Origin of the sequence: Sorangium sp. So ce295 (assembly GCF_051527405.1) — a bacterium.
GTDB lineage: Bacteria > Myxococcota_A > Polyangia > Polyangiales > Polyangiaceae > Sorangium > Sorangium cellulosum_B.
On sequence record NZ_CP150324.1, the window covers coordinates 9,827,872 to 9,845,818 of the forward strand.

Sequence of the window (17,947 nt, forward strand, 5' to 3'; positions counted from 1 at the left end):
GCCGCAGGGATTTGGACGATTGCATAGGAGCGCCCGGCCTCAGCGCCGGAGGTCACGGCCCGTGTCCAGCGCGGGCGCGTCGACGACGCCGGTCAGCCGCATCAACGAGGGAAACACCGTTATGAGTTACGCACGCATGGTCATCAGGAAGGGTCGAATCGGATCCTCGCTACTCTGCTTGCTGCTCCCCATGTCGCTCGCTTCGTTGACCGCCTGCGGGTCGGATGGAGCGAAGGGCGATCCGGGAGAGCCGGGCGCGCCCGGCACGCCCGGCGCGCCCGGCGAGCCGGGGCCCGAGGGCCCGCCCGGCGAGACGCCCGTGTCGCCGGTCGACCCGGTGACGGGCTCCCTGGAGAAGTACGTTTCAACCGAAGGTGGAGCGGGTCGCTTCCCCCTCGCCGTGGGCGGCAAGGTCGCTCCGCTGGTCGTCAGCGAGGGCGATTATGCGGGCGTGAACCGCGTCGTGGACGACCTCGCGGCGGACATCCAGCGGGTGACCGGCACTGCCGCGGCCGTCAACAACGAGATCCCGGCGTCGGCGAAGGAAGTGGTCCTGGTCGGGACGGTGGGCAATAGCCCGATCATCGATCAGCTGGTGGCGGACGAGCGGCTCGACGTCTCCGGCCTGACGGGGAAGTGGGAGACGTTCGTCACGCAGATCGTCGAGCAGCCGGTGGAGGGCGTGGACCGAGCGCTCGTCATCGCCGGCAGCGACCAGCGCGGCACCATCTTCGGCGCGTACGACCTCTCCTCGCAGATCGGCGTGTCGCCCCTGTACTGGTGGGACGACGTCCCGGCCCAGAAGAAGCAGGCGCTCTTCGTGCTCCCCGGGCAGCACACCCAGGGCGAGCCGAAGGTGAAATACCGCGGGTTCTTCATCAACGACGAGAACCCCGCGACGGGCAACTGGGCGGCCAAGATGTTCGGGCCGGGCAAGGCGGAGGGCTTCCCCGGAGGCCTCAACCACCTTTACTGGGAGAAGATCTTCGAGGTCGCGCTCCGCATGAAGGCGAACTACATCTGGCCGGCCGTCTGGGGCCGCGCGTTCGGCGAGGACGACCCGGAGAACCACGCGACGGCCACGCGGTACGGCGTCGTGATGGGGACCTCGCACGAAGCCCCGATGATGCAGGGTATCGAGGAGTGGAATCGCCACGTGGTCGCGGCGCAGAGGGATGCGGCAGGCACCATCACCAAGCCAGGGAACGATCCGTACGGCGGCACCGGCGAGTGGCGCTTCTCGGTGAACTCCGAGGCGCTGAAGAAGCACTGGACCAAGGGCATCCAGCGGATGGTCGACGAGAAGATCGAGGGCGTCGTCACGCTCGGCATGCGCGGCCCCGGCGACGTCAGCCTGCCCCCGGCGGACGGCATCCCGCTCATGAAGAACATCGTCGAGTCCCAGCGGAAGATCCTCGCCGACGTGACGGGGAAGGACGTGACGACCATCCCCCAGGTCTGGACGCTGTACAAGGAGATCCAGGGCTACTGGGACGCCGGCATCGACGTGCCGGACGACGTCACGGTGGTCTATTGCGACGACAACTGGTCCAACATGAAGCGCCTGCCGGAGCTCGGCAAGGAGCGGGCCGGCGGCTTCGGCCTCTACTACCACTTCGATTACGTCGGCGGCGGCCGTAACTACAAGTGGGTCGACACGATCCTCCTGCCCAACGTCTGGGAGCAGCTCCACCTCGCCTACAACTACGGCGTGGATCGGCTCTGGGTCGTCAACGTCGGAGACTTCAAGAACGAGGAGCTCCCGCTCCAGTTCTTCCTCGACTACGCGTGGAACCCGGACCGCTGGCCGGTCGAGCGCATCGGCGACTGGGAGCGGCGGTGGACCGAGCAGCAGTTCGGCTCCGAGCACGCGGACATCATCGCCGACATCCTGCACAGCTACGCGCTGCTGCAGTCGGATCGCAAGCCGGAGCTGACCAACCGGAAGATCACCGTCGATTACGATCTCATGGTCAGCGCGCCCACGACCGACGTCCCGGATCCCGACACGGCCGCCATCACGTACGACGACGGCGCGAGCCCGTTCAGCCTCACGAACTACCGTGAGCTCGAGAGCGTCACGGAGGAGTGGGAGGCGCTGGCGTCGCAGGCGGAGTTCGCGGCCAGGCTCCTGCCGGAGGAGGCGCAGGACGCCTACTTCCAGCTCGTGCTCTACCAGGTGAAGGCGACCGCCAACCTGTACGCGCTGCGCCTGGCTGGGTTCAAGAACAAGCTCTACGCGGCGCAGGGGCGCGCGGCCACGAACGACATGGCGGCCGTCGCCGAGGCGCGGCTCCAGGACGATCTGGCGCTCTCCTACTACTACAATCACGATCTCGCCGACGGGAAGTGGCAAGGCTTCCAGACGCAGCCGCACATCGGCTACGGCGCGCCGGGGAACCCGTCCTGGCAGCAGCCGGAGCACCAGTACAACAACATCCAGGAGTTCATCTGGCCTGAGCTCGTCTCGATCGATGTCCCCGCGGCGGCGGAGCTCGGCGTGGCGATCGACGGATCGAGCAACTTCTGGACGGGCGAAGGCGCGGGCGACGGGACCACGGTGACCCCCGTGCTGCCCGCGTTCAGCCGGTATCAGACGCAGCCCGAGCAGTACATCGAGGTGTTCAACCGCGGCAGCGAGCCCCTCGAGTACGCGATCGACGTCGCTCTCCCGGTCGAGTGCCCCACCGGCTGGGCCGCGAACACGCCGTGCCCGCCGTGGCTGAACGTCTATCCGAGCCACGGTGTCGTCGACAAGGAGGTGCGCGCGACGGTGAGGGTCGACTGGGTCATGATCCCCACGAACCAGACGTTCCCGGTCGATGTCCCGATCACGGTCACGGGCTCGGACGGGAGCTCGGTGGTGGTCACGGCCCGCGTCGAGGACCCGCGGCAGGTCGCGTGGAAGCCGAACCGCTTCATCGAGGCGAACGGCTATGTCTCGATGGAAGCCGATCACTTCAGCCGCGCGGTCAACACGGATGACGTCGAGTGGAAGCTGCTCCCGGACATCGGGCGCACCGGGTCGGGCGTGACGCCGTTCCCTGTGACGGCCGAGGCCCAGGAGCCCGGCGGCGCGTCGCCTCGCCTCGAGTACGACATGCACCTGACGAGCAGCGGCCCGGTGAACGTGTATGTCTACGTGTCGCCCAGGAACAACTTCCAGAACTGGAAAGAAGGCCTGCAGTACGCCGTGTCGTTCGACGACGGCCAGGTCCAGAGGGTCAACACGAGCCACGCCGTCGAGCTCAACGGCAACGGCAACAAGATCTGGGAGCGGCACACCTCGGACAACGCCAACATCATGCGCACCAAGCACACGATCGCCGCGGCGGGTGACCACACGCTGAAGGTGTGGATGGTCCATCCGGGCGTGATCGTCCAGAAGATCGTGGTGGACGCCGGTGGCGTGAAGGAGAGCCTCCTGGGCCCGCCCGAGAGCTACTGGATGGGCAAGGGGCCGGAGCAGCAGTAAACCATCGTCTGTGAGCAGTCCGAGGGCCCGCCGCGCACGTGCTGCGCGGCGGGCTCTCGTCATTTCTGCGCCCTGGCGCCTATCGACAGCGGATCTTTCTACCGGCGGCGCCGCGATCGTGGACGCGCCCTCTTCGTGCGCCGTGATCGCGCGAATGGCCGATGGTAGGATCCTCGCCGGGGTCAGGGATGCTGCGACAGGCGCTGGGATGGATGGGTGTGGTGACGCTGCTTCCGGCGCTCGCCGCGTGCGGTGAGAGCTCGGGGGCCGGGGCGGCCGGCGGGGGCGGCGCCGGTCAGGCCGCATCGACGGGCGCCGAGGCGTCCACGGGGAGCGGAGCGGGCGGCGCGAGCGGCAGCACGAGCGGCAGCGGAGCTGGCTCGGGTGGAACCTCCGCGAGCACCGGCGGCGCGGGTGGAACCTCCGCGAGCGCCGGCGGCGCGGGCACGGGCGGGAGCGGAGGCGACGGGACGCCTGGCGCGCCCCAGGGCTTCATCCTCGGCGCGGACATCTCCTGGGTGCAGGAGCGCGAGGCCGGAGGCAAGGTGTTCCGCGACATCGATCCGCGGACGGGTGAGCTCGTCCAGAAGGACATCCTCGAGATCTTGAAGGCGCACGGGTTCAACTGGATCCGCCTGCGCCTGTTCAACGACCCCACCGCGGTGTACGCCGACGCGGCCGTCGACGACGACCCCTACTCGCGCGAGGGCTTCTGCGATCTCGAGCACACGATCGAGATGGCGCGGCGCGTGAAGCGAGCGAACATGGGGTTCCTGCTCGACTTTCACTACAGCGACGTATGGGCCGACCCCGACGATCAACACAAGCCCGTCGCCTGGACCGATCTCGAGGGCGACGCGCTGGCGAGCGCCATGCGCGAGTTCACGCGGGACGCGATCGAGCAGCTGAGCGCCGCCGGCGCGCGCCCGGACATGGTCCAGATCGGCAACGAGATCCCGCAGGGGCTGCTGTGGCCTGACGGCTTCGTCACCGGGCAGGCGTTCCAGGGGCTGGGCTCGCTCCTGAAGGCCGGGATCCAGGGCGTCAAGGACGCCGACGACACCATCACCGTCATGCTGCACCTCGACCGCTGCGACGACAACGCGGCGACGCGCTGGTGGGTCGACGGGGTGCTCGGGCAGGGCGTCGAGTTCGATGTGCTCGGCCAGTCCTGTTACACCGAGTACCAGGGGCCGCCCTCGGGGTGGAAGGCGAACTTCGATGATCTCGTGAAGCGCTATCCCGACCTGAAGTTCGTGGTGGCGGAGTACTCGTGGGAGAAGCGCGCGGCCAACGACCTGATGTTCAATATTCCGGACAAGCGCGGGCTCGGCACCTTCATCTGGGAGCCGACCGAGTGGCACGAGCGCATCTTCTCGCCGAACGGCGATGTCATCGAGAGCATGATCGCTCCCTACGATCAGATGAAGGTCGACTATCGGGACTTCTAAAGCGAGCTCGTGGGGCTCCCGAGGGCCCCCTTTCACGATCACCGTGGCACGTATCTCCTGGCGTTGAGCCCGTCGCCGAGGCTGCCGAGCTCGCGCGGGGTAGAGGGTGCGGCGGGCGGCGAGCAGCGCGCAGGGTGCGCCGCGCCCGAGCGCACGGCAGGCACGAGCTCCCGCAGGCTGCGGCGTGACGGCGGCGTCCTTCGATGCATGGGTCAAGTCGTTGATATAGCGTCGCTTTTTCTCACGAGGGTGCGCCAGATCGCAGCGACGAACGGGCCGCCGGCCGGGGCAAGGTCCCGCAGTTGGCGCTTGACGTTTCGGAAGGCTTTGGATTTCCTTCTCCCTGCGTTGGTTCGTCGAGTTCTCGTCGTCAGGCCGGAGCGCGCCGCCGACCCTTCTCCCTCGGGAGGCGCCAGGAGGAGAGCGGGGAAGCGACGGGGGCGCAGCGGGGGAGCGGCTCCCGGCAGGGGGGTCACGAAGCACTGTGTCCTTCAGCCATCAGGGGGAGCGCCGCTCTCGAGCACACGGCAGAACCAGCGTCGGTCGACGAAAGCGAGCGGGACGCAGATCAATGAACCGAAACAGTCAAGCGCACCACGGTGAGGACGCCTATCAGATCACGGAGACCGTGGCCGTACTGCCGCGCAGCATCTGGCGGCGCGCGCGCCGCGCGACGTCCGGCGCGAGCGTCCTTTTGCACTCGCTCCGGGACGAAGTCGCCCAGCCGCGCCGGGTCCTGGAGCTCGAGCTGCAGATGTGGCGTCGAATCGGCGCGCTCGCGATCGACGGCGGCGTGCGCGAGGTGGACGGCGAGCTCTCGCTCATCATGGAGGACTTCGGAGGCGCGCCGCTCGAGATTCCCGCGAAGGGTCTGGAGGTCGGAACGTGCCTGGAGCTCGCGCTCGGCATGTCTCGCTTGCTGCATCGCTTGCACGAGCAGGGGCTGCTTCATGAAGACGTGAGCCATGGCAGCTTCCTGGTCAATCTCGAGACTCGACGTGTCGAGTTTGCCGATCTCCTGGCGGTCTCCGGGGACGCGGCGAGCGGCGCCGCTTTCGAATCCGCGCCCTCGCTCGCCCACGTCGCGCCGGAGCGGACGGGCCGCCTCAACCGTCGCCCTGATCACCGAGCAGACTACTATTCTCTGGGCGTCACGCTCTTCCAGATGCTGACGGGCCAGCTGCCGTTCGCGGCGAGCGACGCCATCGGCTGGGCTCATGCGCACGTGTCCAAGCGCGCTCCGCTCGTCACGGAGCTGTCGCCCGACATGCCGCCAGTCCTCGCACAGCTCGTGTCCAAGCTGCTCGCGAAGAACCCTGACGAGCGCTACCAGAGCGATCACGGGCTGCTGAGCGACCTGACCACGCTCTGTGAGAGCTTCCGGCGAACGCAGACCCTCCCTGCCGTCGTCCTGGGGGTGAACGACGTTTCCAGTCAATTCATGGTCAGTCGAGACCTCCAGGGACGCGACGCCGAGCTGTCGGCGCTGGGAGGCGCCCTCCACGACGTGTGCGCCGGCAAGAGGCTGCTCGTGCTCATGCCAGGAGCCGCGGGCATCGGCAAGTCCGCCGTGCTCGCGGAGTTTTTGCGACAGCACGCCGGAGCGCCGGCGCGCCTGCTGTCGACGGCGTTCGAGGAGCAATCTCAGGCAGTGCCGCTGTCTGGATTGGCGCAGGTGCTACGACGCCTGGCAGGGGACCTGCTGTCGCTCTCCCAAGCCGAGCTGACGGAGCTGCGGCAGCGCGTGACCGCGGCGCTGGGGCACAACGCAAGCATGCTGACCGAGCTGGTGCCGGCGCTCTCCTGCGTCACCGGTCCCTCCACGGCCATCGTCGCGTTGAACCCCATCGAGGCGCAGCGCCGGTTGCAGCATGTCTTCCTCTCCTTCATCCGTATCTTCGCCACGCCGGAGCGTCCGCTCGCCTTCGTGCTCGACGACGCTCAGTGGCTCGACGCCGCCTCCGCCGAGGTGCTGGCTGCCATTCTGACGAATCCCGACTCGAGTCACGTGATGGCGCTGGCCGCGTTCCGCGGCGGTGACGTCAGTGACGTACCGACGCTCCTGAGCCTGCAGGGGGCGTTGCACCGGGCGAAGAAGGTCGTGCTGACATTGCCGCTCGGGCCGCTGTCCGCCGAGGCGGTCGCGGAGATCGTGGCTCGCTCGCTGCGCGCGCCTGTCGCCGAGGCCCGCGGGCTCGCGGAGCTCGTGAGGCGCAAGACCGACGGTAACCCGTTCTTCATCGGTCAGCTGCTCGTCTCCTTGCATCGACAGGGCATCCTGCGCCTGGAGGTCGAGCGCGGCCGATGGTCCGCCGACGTGCAGCGCGCGGAGGCGCACCCCGCTTGCGACAATGTCGGCGCGTTGATGGCGGATCGCCTCGAGGACCTCGGTCCCGATGCGGCGAGGCTGCTGTCTACCGCAGCGTGCTTCGGCATGCGCTTCGATCTGCAGACCCTGTCGGAGGCCGTGGACAGACCGCTCGCGGCCTGTCTCGAGCTCGTTCGGGAGGGGCTGGCCCATCATCTCCTGTCCGAGGTCTCCGTCGAGGCGCGAGAGGATCCGTCAGCGCCTGGCCCGAGCCACGAGCCTGCATCGTACGCCTTCGAACACTCGCGCGTGCAGCAGGCGGCGCTCTCACGCGCCAGCGACGCGGAGCGTGTGGCAGCTCATGGTCGCATCGGACGGATCCTGCGCGAGCGCCTGCGGGGCGATCGCGCGCCGAGTCGAATCTTCGAGGTCCTTCATCATCTGAACGCCGCTCGCCGCGTGATCCATGACCGAGGAGAGCACCTCGACCTCGTGGAGCTCAACCTGACCGCGAGTCACCAGGCGCTCCAGAGCGGCGCGTGGAGCATCGCGGGGACCCACGCCGAGATCGCCGTCGAGCTGCTGGCCAGCTGCGAGAGCGAGTGTTCGCCGGATCTGGCCTTTCGAGCGATCTTCGCGCGCGCCGAGACGGCGTTCGTGCTGGCGGATCCGCAGGTCGAAGCGCTCTGCGAGGAGGCGTTCAGGGTCGCCCCCGACCGCCTGGCGCGCGGCCGAGTTCATGTCTTGAAGACCCGGATCCTCGAGCACGGCGGGCGAATGCTGGACGCCGTGGCCCAGGTGCGCGCGGCGCTGGCCGAGTTCGGCGTGCGCTTGCCGGAGGCGCCCGACGAGATCAACCAGGGCATCGGTGCGGGGATCGGCAAGCTGCAAGCGCACCTGGCGCGCGTGACGATCGAGGGCCTGCCGGCTCTCCCGACGGCAGAGGACGCAGAGTCGCGCCTGGTCCTCGAGCTGCTGGCCCAGGTGATCCCTCCCGCGTTTCAGACCTATCCGCCCTTGTTCTTCCTGGCGGAGCTCATCATGTTCGACCTGGCGCTATGCCGCGGCGTCAACGCGGTCTCGTGCAAGAACTTCGCTGACTGCGGCATCATCCTCCTCGCGATGCTGGGCGACTACGATGCCGCCTATCGCATCGGCCTGGCTGCCTTCGAGCTCTTGAAGCGCTTCTCGCCGACCCCGGTCGAGTCGGGCGTGTGCTTCGTGTTCGTGGGCTTCCTCGCGCACTGGAAGGCGCCTTACCGGGATCTGTTCGCGGTCTACGACCGAGGGGAGAAGAGCGGGCTCATGCTCGGCGACCTGCAGCACGTCGCCTACGCCAAGAACGATCGCGCCCAGCGCTCGTTCCTGGTTGGCGCGCGGCTGCGGGCCTGCCGCGAGCAGGTCGCGGAGCTGCGGCGGTACCTGACGCACATTTCGGCGGCAGGTCAGCTGGTCGATGCGCTGGTCGTCGAGCGAGCCGTCGCTCGATTGACGGCGCGCGAATCGGAGAAGCAGGCCGTCGCCGCGGCCGACAACGAAGCGACCGCCGTGGTGGTCGCCGAGAAGAGCACCCAGTACAGCTACGCCTACGGGCAAGCCCAGATGATGACGAGCTTCATCCTGGGCGACTTCGCTTCGGCGCGTCAGTGGATGGAGTTCACCCGGGAGTTCTTGATCATCGCGTCGGGGCAGTTCTCGCTCCCCGATTACAAGCTCCTGGAAGGGCTGCTGGCGGCGAGGGCGTGCCGCGAAGGAGGCCCGGAGGCGCGGGAGGCCCTGCTCGCTGTCGTCGAGGAGAACCTGAAGCAGCTCGAGGCCTGGTCCCGTCTGTGCTCGGAGAACTTCGCTCACAAGGCTCACTTCCTGGCCGCCGAGCACGCGCGCGTGACGGGGCAGCCGCTGGAGGTCGTGCTCGCCCGCTACCGCGACGCGATCAGGACGGCCGGAGACGGGTTCATCCACTTGCGGGCGCTCGTCCACGAGCACCAGGCCCAGATGTGGCTATCGCTGGACGAGCCCCTTCACGCCAGGGCATGCCTGGAGACGGCTTACCGGCTCTACGCGGACTGGGGCGCCACGGCGAAGCTCGAATCGCTGGCGCGTGAGCACCCCGCTTTGCTCGCGGATGCCGTCAGAGGAGACATCGCGACGCCGCGCGGCGCGATGGTGGCCGGCCAGGGTTTCGACAGCGCGTCCCTGCTCAAGGCGACGCAGAGCATCTTCGTCGAGGTCGAGACCGAGCGGCTGTTCGCCGCATTGATGGCCACGTTGATCGAGAACGCCGGGGCAGAGCACGGCTGCCTCGTCTTGCGAGACGACGCCGATCGCGCGTACTACGTGGAGGCGCGCGCCCACGTCGAGCGCCCGATCACGAACCTTTCGCAGCGCGTGGAGTACTCGGAAGCCGATTTCTTGTGCCCCACCGTCGTCAGCTACGTGCTGCGCACGGGAGAGGCCGTCACGCTGGACGACGCGTCGAAGGCCGGCGCCTTCCAGGCGGACCCGCAAGTTCGAAGGCGGGGCGTACGTTCGGTGTTGTGCGCTCCCATCATGCGCAAGGGCGACGTCCTGGGCGCGCTGTACGTGGAGAACAACGTCAGCGCGTATGCTTTCACGCTCGATCGATTGGCCGCGTTGCAGGTGATCGCCAGCCAGGCGGCGATCTCGATTTACAACGCCCAGCTCTACGAGAGCCTGGAGCGACGCGTGGCCCAGCGCACCGAGGAGCTGGCGCTCAAGAACGGTCAGATCGCTTCGATGCTCGACAATCTGGACGAGGGCGTCTTCACCATCGACCGGAACCGGCGCGTCGAACCGGGATACTCTCGACGATTGGCGGAGATCCTCGGCCACGCCGAGCTGGCCGGTCGCGACTGCCTCGCGCTGCTGTTCGATGGCTCCAGCGTGCGACCGGACGCGCGGAGCGCGGCAGAGGCAGCGCTCAGCTGCGCCTTCGGTCAAGAGCAATGGCTGGCGGCGCTGAACACCCATCACCTGATCCGTGACGTGGAGCGCACGGGTCCCGGCGGCAAACCTCAGTTCTTGGAGATCTCCTGGAACTTCATCGAGTCGGAAGCGGGCCAGGTGGAGCGCCTGCTGGTCACGGTTCGCGACGTGACCTTGCTGCGTAGCTTGAGGCAAGCGGCGCGCAACAAGGAGCGCGAGGTCGACATCATCGTGCAGGCGCTCGATCGCGGCGTCGAGACCACACGAGCGTTCTGCGTCGACTGTCGCGAGCTGCTCGCCGTGAATCGCGCGGCGCTCGGGCTGCAGGTCGAGAGCTCCGAGCAGCTCTGTGATGCCGCCTTGCGCACCCTGCACACCCTGAAAGGGAACGCCCGCCTGCACGGCTTCACGCACCTCGTGGACTGCCTGCACGCTGCGGAGCACGCCTGCCAGGCGTTGCGCCGGGAGCCAGAGCGGCCGATCGACAGGCACGAGCTGCTGCAGCAACTGGATGCCGTCGAGCGAACGGTCGCGGAGTACGAGTCGGTTTGCCAGCAACGGCTGACGGCCGTGATCCAGAGGCTGGATGAACGGAGCGAGGGTGTCCTTCACGACATCCGGGGCCTGGTCGCGACGGCCGCTCCCACCGACCCGGCCGAGGAGCTGGTGCGCAAACTGCGTGGAGCCCTCGCGCGCCTCGACCCTACGTCGGTGGCGCGCTTGGTCGACGAGACGCGCGAGATGCTGCCGGGCTTGGCCGCCGAGCTCGGGAAGCCCGCGCCCGCGGTGCTCACGGAGCAGGCCGAGGCGCAGCTGGCCAGCGACTGGACGGGACTCGTGAAAAACATCCTGGTTCAGTGCTTTCGCAACTCCCTCTATCACGGCATCGAGATGCCTGACGTGCGAGAGCTCGCCGGCAAGCCGGCGCAGGGCCGCATCGATGTTCGCGTGCGGAGCGGAACGCGCGCGCTCGAGCTGCAGATCTTCGACGATGGCAGCGGACTTTCACTCGAGAAGCTGCGTCGGCGGGAGGGCGTTCATGGGCTGCCCGATGAAGCCCTGGCCGACCAGATCTTCCTGTCCGGCGTCTCGACCGCGGAGACGATCGGTCAAGTAGCCGGTCGAGGTGTCGGGCTCGACATCGTGCGCGCGAACCTCCGGGCCCGCGGCGGTGACGCCCTTGTGCGCTTCACCGGGGAGGAGCGCGATGGCCACCGGCCGTTCATGCTGGTCCTCCTCATGCCGAAGAGCGCGCTCGCCTCCCGCTCCTTCGAGCCCCCGGTCGTTCGGTCCTCTTCCTCGCAGGCCTCCTGACGCGCGCCTGGGCCGCCAGGTCGACCCGCGGCGCACCGGCGCCCTCGGTCACGGCGGCTCGTGTCTGCATCTGCATCTGTCGCGCCCGCCCGCGAGGGGTATGCTGGCGGTCGTCGTGGACTGGGATGACGTGCGCCATTTTCTCGCGCTCGCTCGAACGGGCTCCGTCCGCGCGGCGGGCGCGATGCTCGGCGTGAGCCACTCGACCGTGGCGCGGCGGGTCGAGGCCCTCGAGGCGCGGCTCTGTGTGAAGCTGTTCGACCGGCACCGCGACGGGTACCAGCTGACGGACGCGGGCAACGAGATGGTCTCGGGGGCGGAGCGCGTCGAGCGGGAGATGGCCGCGCTGGAGCGCGGCCTCGCCGGGCAAGACGCGCGGCTCGAGGGGCCCGTGCGGGTGACCTGCACCGACCCGTTCATCGCGAAGATCCTCCTCCGCGCCCTGGCCGGCCTCTGCGAGCAGCATCCCGGCATCGAGCTCGAGCTGGATGCCGACGCCAAGAACCTCGATCTGTCGAAGCGCGAGGCCGACGTCGCCGTGCGCGCGCTCTTGCCCGGCGCGTCCCCGCCGGAGCACCTGATCGGGCGGCGGCTCGTCCCCATCACCCTCTGCAACTACGTCGCGACCGCGCACGCCGCCCGGCTCGACCCTGAGCGCGGCGCGCCCCACGCGCGCTGGCTCGGATCCACCGTGAACAGGATGGTCAAGGAGCTCGTCGCGTCGTCGAGTTATCCCGAGGTTCCCCTCTGGGGCACGTTCGAGTCGATGGCGATCATGATGGAGGCCGCCCACGCGGGCCTCGGCTTCGTGATGTTACCCACGTACGCCGGCGATCCGGAGCCCGGGCTGCAGCGCCTCGCGAAGCCGGACCTGCGCCACCTCGCCGATTTCTGGCTCCTCAGCCACCGCGACCTCCGGGACAACGCGCGCCTGCGGGCCGCGCGCGAGGGCATCACCGCGGCACTGACAGCGCGCGCGGCGCTGTTTCGCGGCGAGGCCGAGGGGTGTCGCGAAACTGCGCCCCTGCGTCACGAACTTGCACCGGGCGCAGGCGCGCCGCGTGCGTAGATTCGTCGACCATGACGACCGCCGACGCCAAGTTCTGGGACGACCTCGCCGAGAAGTACGCCGCCAAGCCGGTGGCGAACGTCACCGCCTTCGAGCGCAAGAAGGCCATCACCCGCGAGCACCTGCGCCCGGGCTCGACGGTCCTCGAGATCGGCTGCGGCACCGGCTCGCTCGCCCTGGAGATGTCGCCGAGCGCCGGCCACATCCACGCGATGGACGTCTCGGGCGAGATGATCCGCATCGCCAACCAGAAGAAGCAGGCCCAGGGCGCGACCAACGTCACCTTTCGCCAGGGCACGCTGGACGGACCTACCCCGTACGAGCCAGAGCACTTCGACAGCGCCTGGGCTTACTCCATCCTGCACCTCGTCCCCGATCGGCGGCGCACCCTCAAGACCATCTTCGACCTCCTCAAGCCCGGCGGCTCGTTCATCTCATCCAACGTCTGCCTCGGCGGCACCTGGGTGCCTTACGGCGCGATCATCACGGTGATGCGCTGGTTCGGGAAGGCGCCGGCCGTCCACAGCTACGATCGCGAGACGATCTTCCGCGAGATGCGCGAGGCAGGGTTCGTCGAGATCGAGGAGCGGGAGGTTGGTGGCGGGAGGATGGTTGCGTTCGTCGTGGCGAAGAAGCCGAGGTAGCGCGCAGCTCGCTGCGACCGACCCTCATGCGACCAGCCAACCCTGATTCCGATCGCAGATCGGATGCTCCCCGCGGCGCGCGGCGCTCGGTGACGGCGCACGGGGGACGGGATGCGCGAGCAACAATAACGGCAAAATCCGAGTCAGAACCGCGGCCGGGAACCGTGGCCGGGAACCGCGCGATCCCGTACCAGCATAGTTCGTCAAGCTCTCCGTAAAGCACCGATGAGCCTGGGGGACAGTCCCCTACAATCTACGTCACTTCAGGTCGATTTCGCGACGCTTCGTTGCTCGTCGAATTCTTGCTCCGACCAGCTTTTCACTCGGCAGGTCTGCTAGCACACTACATTCATTCGTTGGAGGCGATCGTCTCCGGGCGAAGCACGGCGAGCAGGTGGCAGGGCGGCAGGGGCGTACCGCGCTCGCGACAGCTCGCCCCCTCGACGCGTGGAAGCCCATGAAGGCGCCTCGAGCCTGCGGACCGGCCGAGGCGCTCGCATCCACGTCGACCTGTGTCCGCTCCTGGAGAACACCCATGTTCAACCTCACCCATCATCGCCTCTCGCTGCTCTCCCTGCTCGGCGTGCTGGCCGCGCCAGCGCTCGCCTGCGAAGCCCCGCGCGAGGGCGGCGTCGCCGGAGATCTCGCCCAGGCCGAGCTCGACGTCGAGGACGATGTCGGCGCGCTGGCCGCGGCCGAGGTCGCCGTGGCGGACTATTTCATCGCGACCCGTCCTGATTACCGCAGATGTGCCGCGCCGATGTGCGGCGGCCATTTCGTCGCCCGCGTCAACACCAGCGTGACCCGCTGCGCCGATGGAACTTGGCAAGAAGAATGCCACATGTTCGAGCTGGATCTGTCCGGGCTCGGGCTCGATCGCTCGACCGAGGCCAAAGCCAGAGAGGCGTTCGGCGCCGGGCAGGCGCTGGTCCGCGGCGGCCTGAAGCAGGTCCAGCTGGGCGACCTGCAGTCGCGGCCGGCTGACGTCCTCATCGCCAGCGAAATCTGGCTCGGGGTGACGGGCAATGCGCCGAAGGGCCACTTCTCTCGGGTCGACAGCAGCGGGATCGTGTGCGTGACGTACCCCTGTCCCTCCTTCTCCGAGCACAGCCTGAACACCAACCTGAGCGGTTCACTCGACGGCCTCGATCTTCTGTCCGCGTCCGGGGCCACGGAAAAGCAGGTCGACGGCGGCATGAAGGCGCTGTCCGGGCCCGGTCTGCTGGTCGCCGGTCAACATGCGATCACCGCCGGTCCGGCCGGCTCGATGAACCGCCTCGGCGTGGCGGAGTTCTACCTGCGCCTGAAGTGACGCCGGCGGGGCGGCTCGTGCTCCTTGCGCGCCGCGTCCACAACGAACCAGATCATGACCCGCGGCCACGCCGGTCAACAGCGGTCATCGAGGTCGAGCTGAGCGAGGCCGCCGCCCAAGACGCCAAGAGACGCCAGAAGACGCCAAAAAGAGAATAAATCTTGGCGTCTTCTGGCGCCTCTTGGCGTCTTCTGGCGTCTCAAATTCTCGCTGTTTGCGTGCGGCTTCAACCCGTTTGTCGCTCTACGCGACCCAGAACAGGCTCACCCGCACGGCCGGGAGCTGAACGAGCGCAACGACTTGTCCATGGCTCGAAGGGGCCGTGTTCACCCGGCAGCCTGCGAGCGAGATGCTTCACCGACCGCCAGGGCAGCGTGACATGTCACGTGACATGTCACGATCGCGGCGTGACATGTCACGTGGACGTCCTGGAGCGGCAGCGCCGGCCCGAGGGGGCGGCGCTGCGCGCGGGCGCGCGCCAGCCACGTGACGGCAGCGGGCAGCAGCCTGCGACGGGCCAGGCGACCGCGCCGACGAGCATCGTAGAGCGGGGTGGCGAGAGAGCGGCGCGCCTCTCCACGTGCATGGGCAGGTACGCCTTCTGCATGCGCGTACGCGCACATGGGGCCTGCCGTCTCCAGGCGCCGGTGGTTCAAGAGGAGATCCGCGATGCGTTTTCAATCACCATTTCAACGGTGGCTATTCATCTTGTCGACATGGCTGTTCGGTGGGGCGCTGCTGGCCTGCGGCGCCGGCTGCGGCGTTGAAGCGCCCGCGGGCGTCAAGCTGCGGCAGCAGTTCCCCGATCAGGCAGCGCAGGTCCTCGAGGTCAGCGAGGCGTTCGTCGCGGTCAACGACGGTTTCTCGCTCGCCTCGCTCGGCGATCCGAGCCGCGAGCTCGACATCGAGGCAGCGTTGCTGCGCCGCGGCGGGCTGCACGCCGCCCTGCCGGCCCGCGGCGAGGGCGAGATCCGGTTTCATCTGCCCGGCGGGTTCGAGGCGCGCGTGCGCGAGCTCGACGCCGAGGGCGAGGGCGAGCTCGCCGAGCGCGCGGTGGCGTATCCGCGCAAGGGCGGCACGTCGTTCTGGTCGGCGATCGACGCGGGCTACGAGGAGTGGCTGCTGCTCGACGCGGGCGTGGCGCGCGCGGATGCGCCCGCGGCGGTGTGGCAGGTCGAGGGCGCGACGCTCCGGCAGCAGCGCGACGCGGTCGAGGTGGTCGACGAGGCCGGCGCGGCGCGGCTGCGCGTGACGGCGCCGGCGGCGTACGCGCGCGGCGGGCGGCCGATCGCCGTGCGCCTCGAGGTGCGCGGGGCGACGATCGAGCTGTGGGCCGACGCGGGTGGAGAGCCGGCGCTGATCGACCCGGTCTGGACGTGGGCGCCCGCGATGAGCACGGCGCGCAGCGGGCATACCGCGACGGTGCTCGCGAGCGGCGACGTGCTCATCGTGGGCGGCTACAACGGCGCTGTCGTTGCGAGCGCGGAGCTCTATGACCGGTACACGAACAGCTGGTCGTCGGCCGGGTCGCTGACCACCGCCCGCCGCTACCACACGGCGACGCGGCTGAGCAACGGCCGGGTGCTCATCGCGGGCGGCAGCAACGCCTCCAACGTGCCGCTCGCGAGCGCGGAGCTCTATGACCCGAACACGAACAGCTGGTCATCGGCCGGGAGCCTGACCGTGGCGCGCTCCGGGCACACCGCGACGCCGGTCGAGGACGCCAAGGTGCTCGTGATCGGCGGCCAGAGTGACAGCTCCACCTACTTGGCGAGCACCGAGCTCTACACGCCCGGGTCCAATGGCTGGTCGCCGGCCGCGCCCATGACCACGAGCCGCAGCGGACACACGGCGACGCGGCTCCTCGACGGCAAGGTGCTCGTCGCGGGCGGGCGCAATGCCGCGTACCTGACGAGCGCGGCGCTCTACGACCCGAGCAACAACACATGGTCGGCGGCGGGATCGATGGGCGTTGCCCGCAACAAGCACACGGCGACGCTGCTTCCGGACGGCAGGGTGCTGATGGTGGGCGGCGCCGACTCGAACTCTCACGAGCTCTCGAGCGCCGAGATCTACACCCCGGGGACGCCGCCCACCTGGACCCCGGTCGCGTCGATGAGCACCCCCCGCATGTCCCACACGGCGACTCGATTCCTGAGCGGCAAGGTGCTCGTCACGGGCGGAACCACCGCGAGTAGCACGGAGACCGACAGCGCGCAGATGTACGATCCGGCGACCAACACCTGGATCGCCATCAAGCCAATGGGCAGCAAGCGCACTCAGCACACCGCGACGCCGCTGGGCTTGAGCAAGGTGCTCATCACGGGCGGCTTCAGGCACGACGGCCTCGCGACCGGGTACCTGGCGAGCGCCGAGCTCTACGACCTCGACGCCGAGACATGGAAGTTCGTCGCGCCCATGGCCATGGCCCACCCCGCCGGTGCCGCGGTGCGGCTCCAGGACGGCAGGGTGCTCGTGACGGGCGGATACGACGACGATGACGACGAGGACCCCGAGAACACTGCCGAGCTGTACAACCCGACGACCAACACCTGGACGTCCGCGCCCGACATGCCAGTGGACCGAACATGGCACACGATGACGCTGCTCGGGAACGGCAAGGTGCTGGTCGTGGGGGGCTTTGAGGACGTCTCTGCGCTGGAGAGCGCCGCGCTCTACACCCCCGCCACCAACACGTGGTCGTCGGTGGGACCCGCGGGCTTCGATTTCGCCCGGACCTCCCACACCGCGACGTTGCTTCAGACCGGCAAGGTGCTGGTCGCCGGGGGAGATCCCAATAATCACAACGATCAGACGCCCACCGCGCTCTTCAACCCGTCGACCAACATCTGGTCGACGGCCGGGCCCATGGTCGTTCCCCGTCAGGCTCACACCGCGACGCTGCTCCAGAACGGCAAGGTGCTGGTCACCGGAGGCCGGCGCAATAGCAACGATAGCTATACCAAGACCGCCGAAATTTACGATCCGACGAACGACATGTGGGCGGCTGCGAGCGACATGACCGCCGCTCGCGGACAACATACCGCCACGCTGCTCGCCAGCGGTGACGTGCTGGTCGTCGGAGGGCGCGATGCCTCGAGTTATCTGTCGACCACCGAGATCTATCATCCGGCGTCGAACTCCTGGTCAGCCGGTCCTGCGATCATCGCCCGATCCATGCACGACGCGGCGCGGCTCAACGACGGCAGGGTGCTCATCGCGGGGGGGCGAAACGGCAGCGGCATGCTCCGGAGCACCCAGGTCTACAGCCCGGTATCGAACACGTGGACCACGACGGGGCCGATGGACCAGCCCTATACGTTGCGCGGCATGATGCTCCTGCTCGCGGACGGCAGGGTGCTCAACGTGGGCAATTACGACGGGAGCGTCGAGATCTACACCCCCTGACGCCCGCGGGGCTGTCGCGC

Annotated in this window: 7 protein-coding genes; all 7 read left to right on the top strand. The window is 68.5% G+C overall.

The window, feature by feature from the left end:
* Window positions 1-190 precede the first annotated feature (190 nt).
* A complete protein-coding gene (locus tag WMF11_RS37355) occupies window positions 191-3,475 on the top strand; it encodes a glycosyl hydrolase 115 family protein (RefSeq protein ID WP_437974154.1) in 3,285 nt (1,094 codons plus the stop codon).
* A 221-nt stretch (window positions 3,476-3,696) separates the two neighbouring features.
* Entirely contained in the window at window positions 3,697-4,926 is a 1,230-nt protein-coding gene (locus tag WMF11_RS37360) for a glycosyl hydrolase 53 family protein (protein WP_437974155.1), read from the top strand.
* A gap of 571 nt (window positions 4,927-5,497) precedes the next feature.
* On the top strand, window positions 5,498-11,494 hold the full coding sequence (locus WMF11_RS37365) for an AAA family ATPase (protein ID WP_437974156.1): 5,997 nt from the start codon (window positions 5,498-5,500) through the stop codon (window positions 11,492-11,494).
* A 100-nt stretch (window positions 11,495-11,594) separates the two neighbouring features.
* Entirely contained in the window at window positions 11,595-12,563 is a 969-nt protein-coding gene (locus tag WMF11_RS37370; protein WP_437974157.1) for a LysR family transcriptional regulator, read from the top strand.
* 11 nt (window positions 12,564-12,574) lie between these two features.
* Complete coding sequence (locus WMF11_RS37375) at window positions 12,575-13,207, top strand: class I SAM-dependent methyltransferase (RefSeq protein WP_437903954.1); 633 nt, start codon at window positions 12,575-12,577, stop codon at window positions 13,205-13,207.
* A gap of 583 nt (window positions 13,208-13,790) precedes the next feature.
* Window positions 13,791-14,519: a DUF6748 domain-containing protein gene (locus tag WMF11_RS37380; protein ID WP_437974158.1), complete on the top strand. Its 729-nt coding sequence runs from the start codon at window positions 13,791-13,793 to the stop codon at window positions 14,517-14,519.
* A 708-nt stretch (window positions 14,520-15,227) separates the two neighbouring features.
* Window positions 15,228-17,927: a kelch repeat-containing protein gene (locus WMF11_RS37385; protein WP_437974159.1), complete on the top strand. Its 2,700-nt coding sequence runs from the start codon at window positions 15,228-15,230 to the stop codon at window positions 17,925-17,927.
* Window positions 17,928-17,947 lie beyond the last annotated feature (20 nt).

Excerpts from the sequence above, each read along its gene's own strand:
- WMF11_RS37355 (WP_437974154.1), top strand. The coding sequence starts at position 191 with ATGTCGCTCGCTTCGTTGACCGCCTGCGGGTCGGATGGAGCGAAGGGC.
- WMF11_RS37375 (WP_437903954.1), top strand. The coding sequence starts at position 12,575 with ATGACGACCGCCGACGCCAAGTTCTGGGACGACCTCGCCGAGAAGTAC.
- WMF11_RS37370 (WP_437974157.1), top strand. The coding sequence starts at position 11,595 with ATGCTGGCGGTCGTCGTGGACTGGGATGACGTGCGCCATTTTCTCGCG.
- WMF11_RS37365 (WP_437974156.1), top strand. The coding sequence starts at position 5,498 with ATGAACCGAAACAGTCAAGCGCACCACGGTGAGGACGCCTATCAGATC.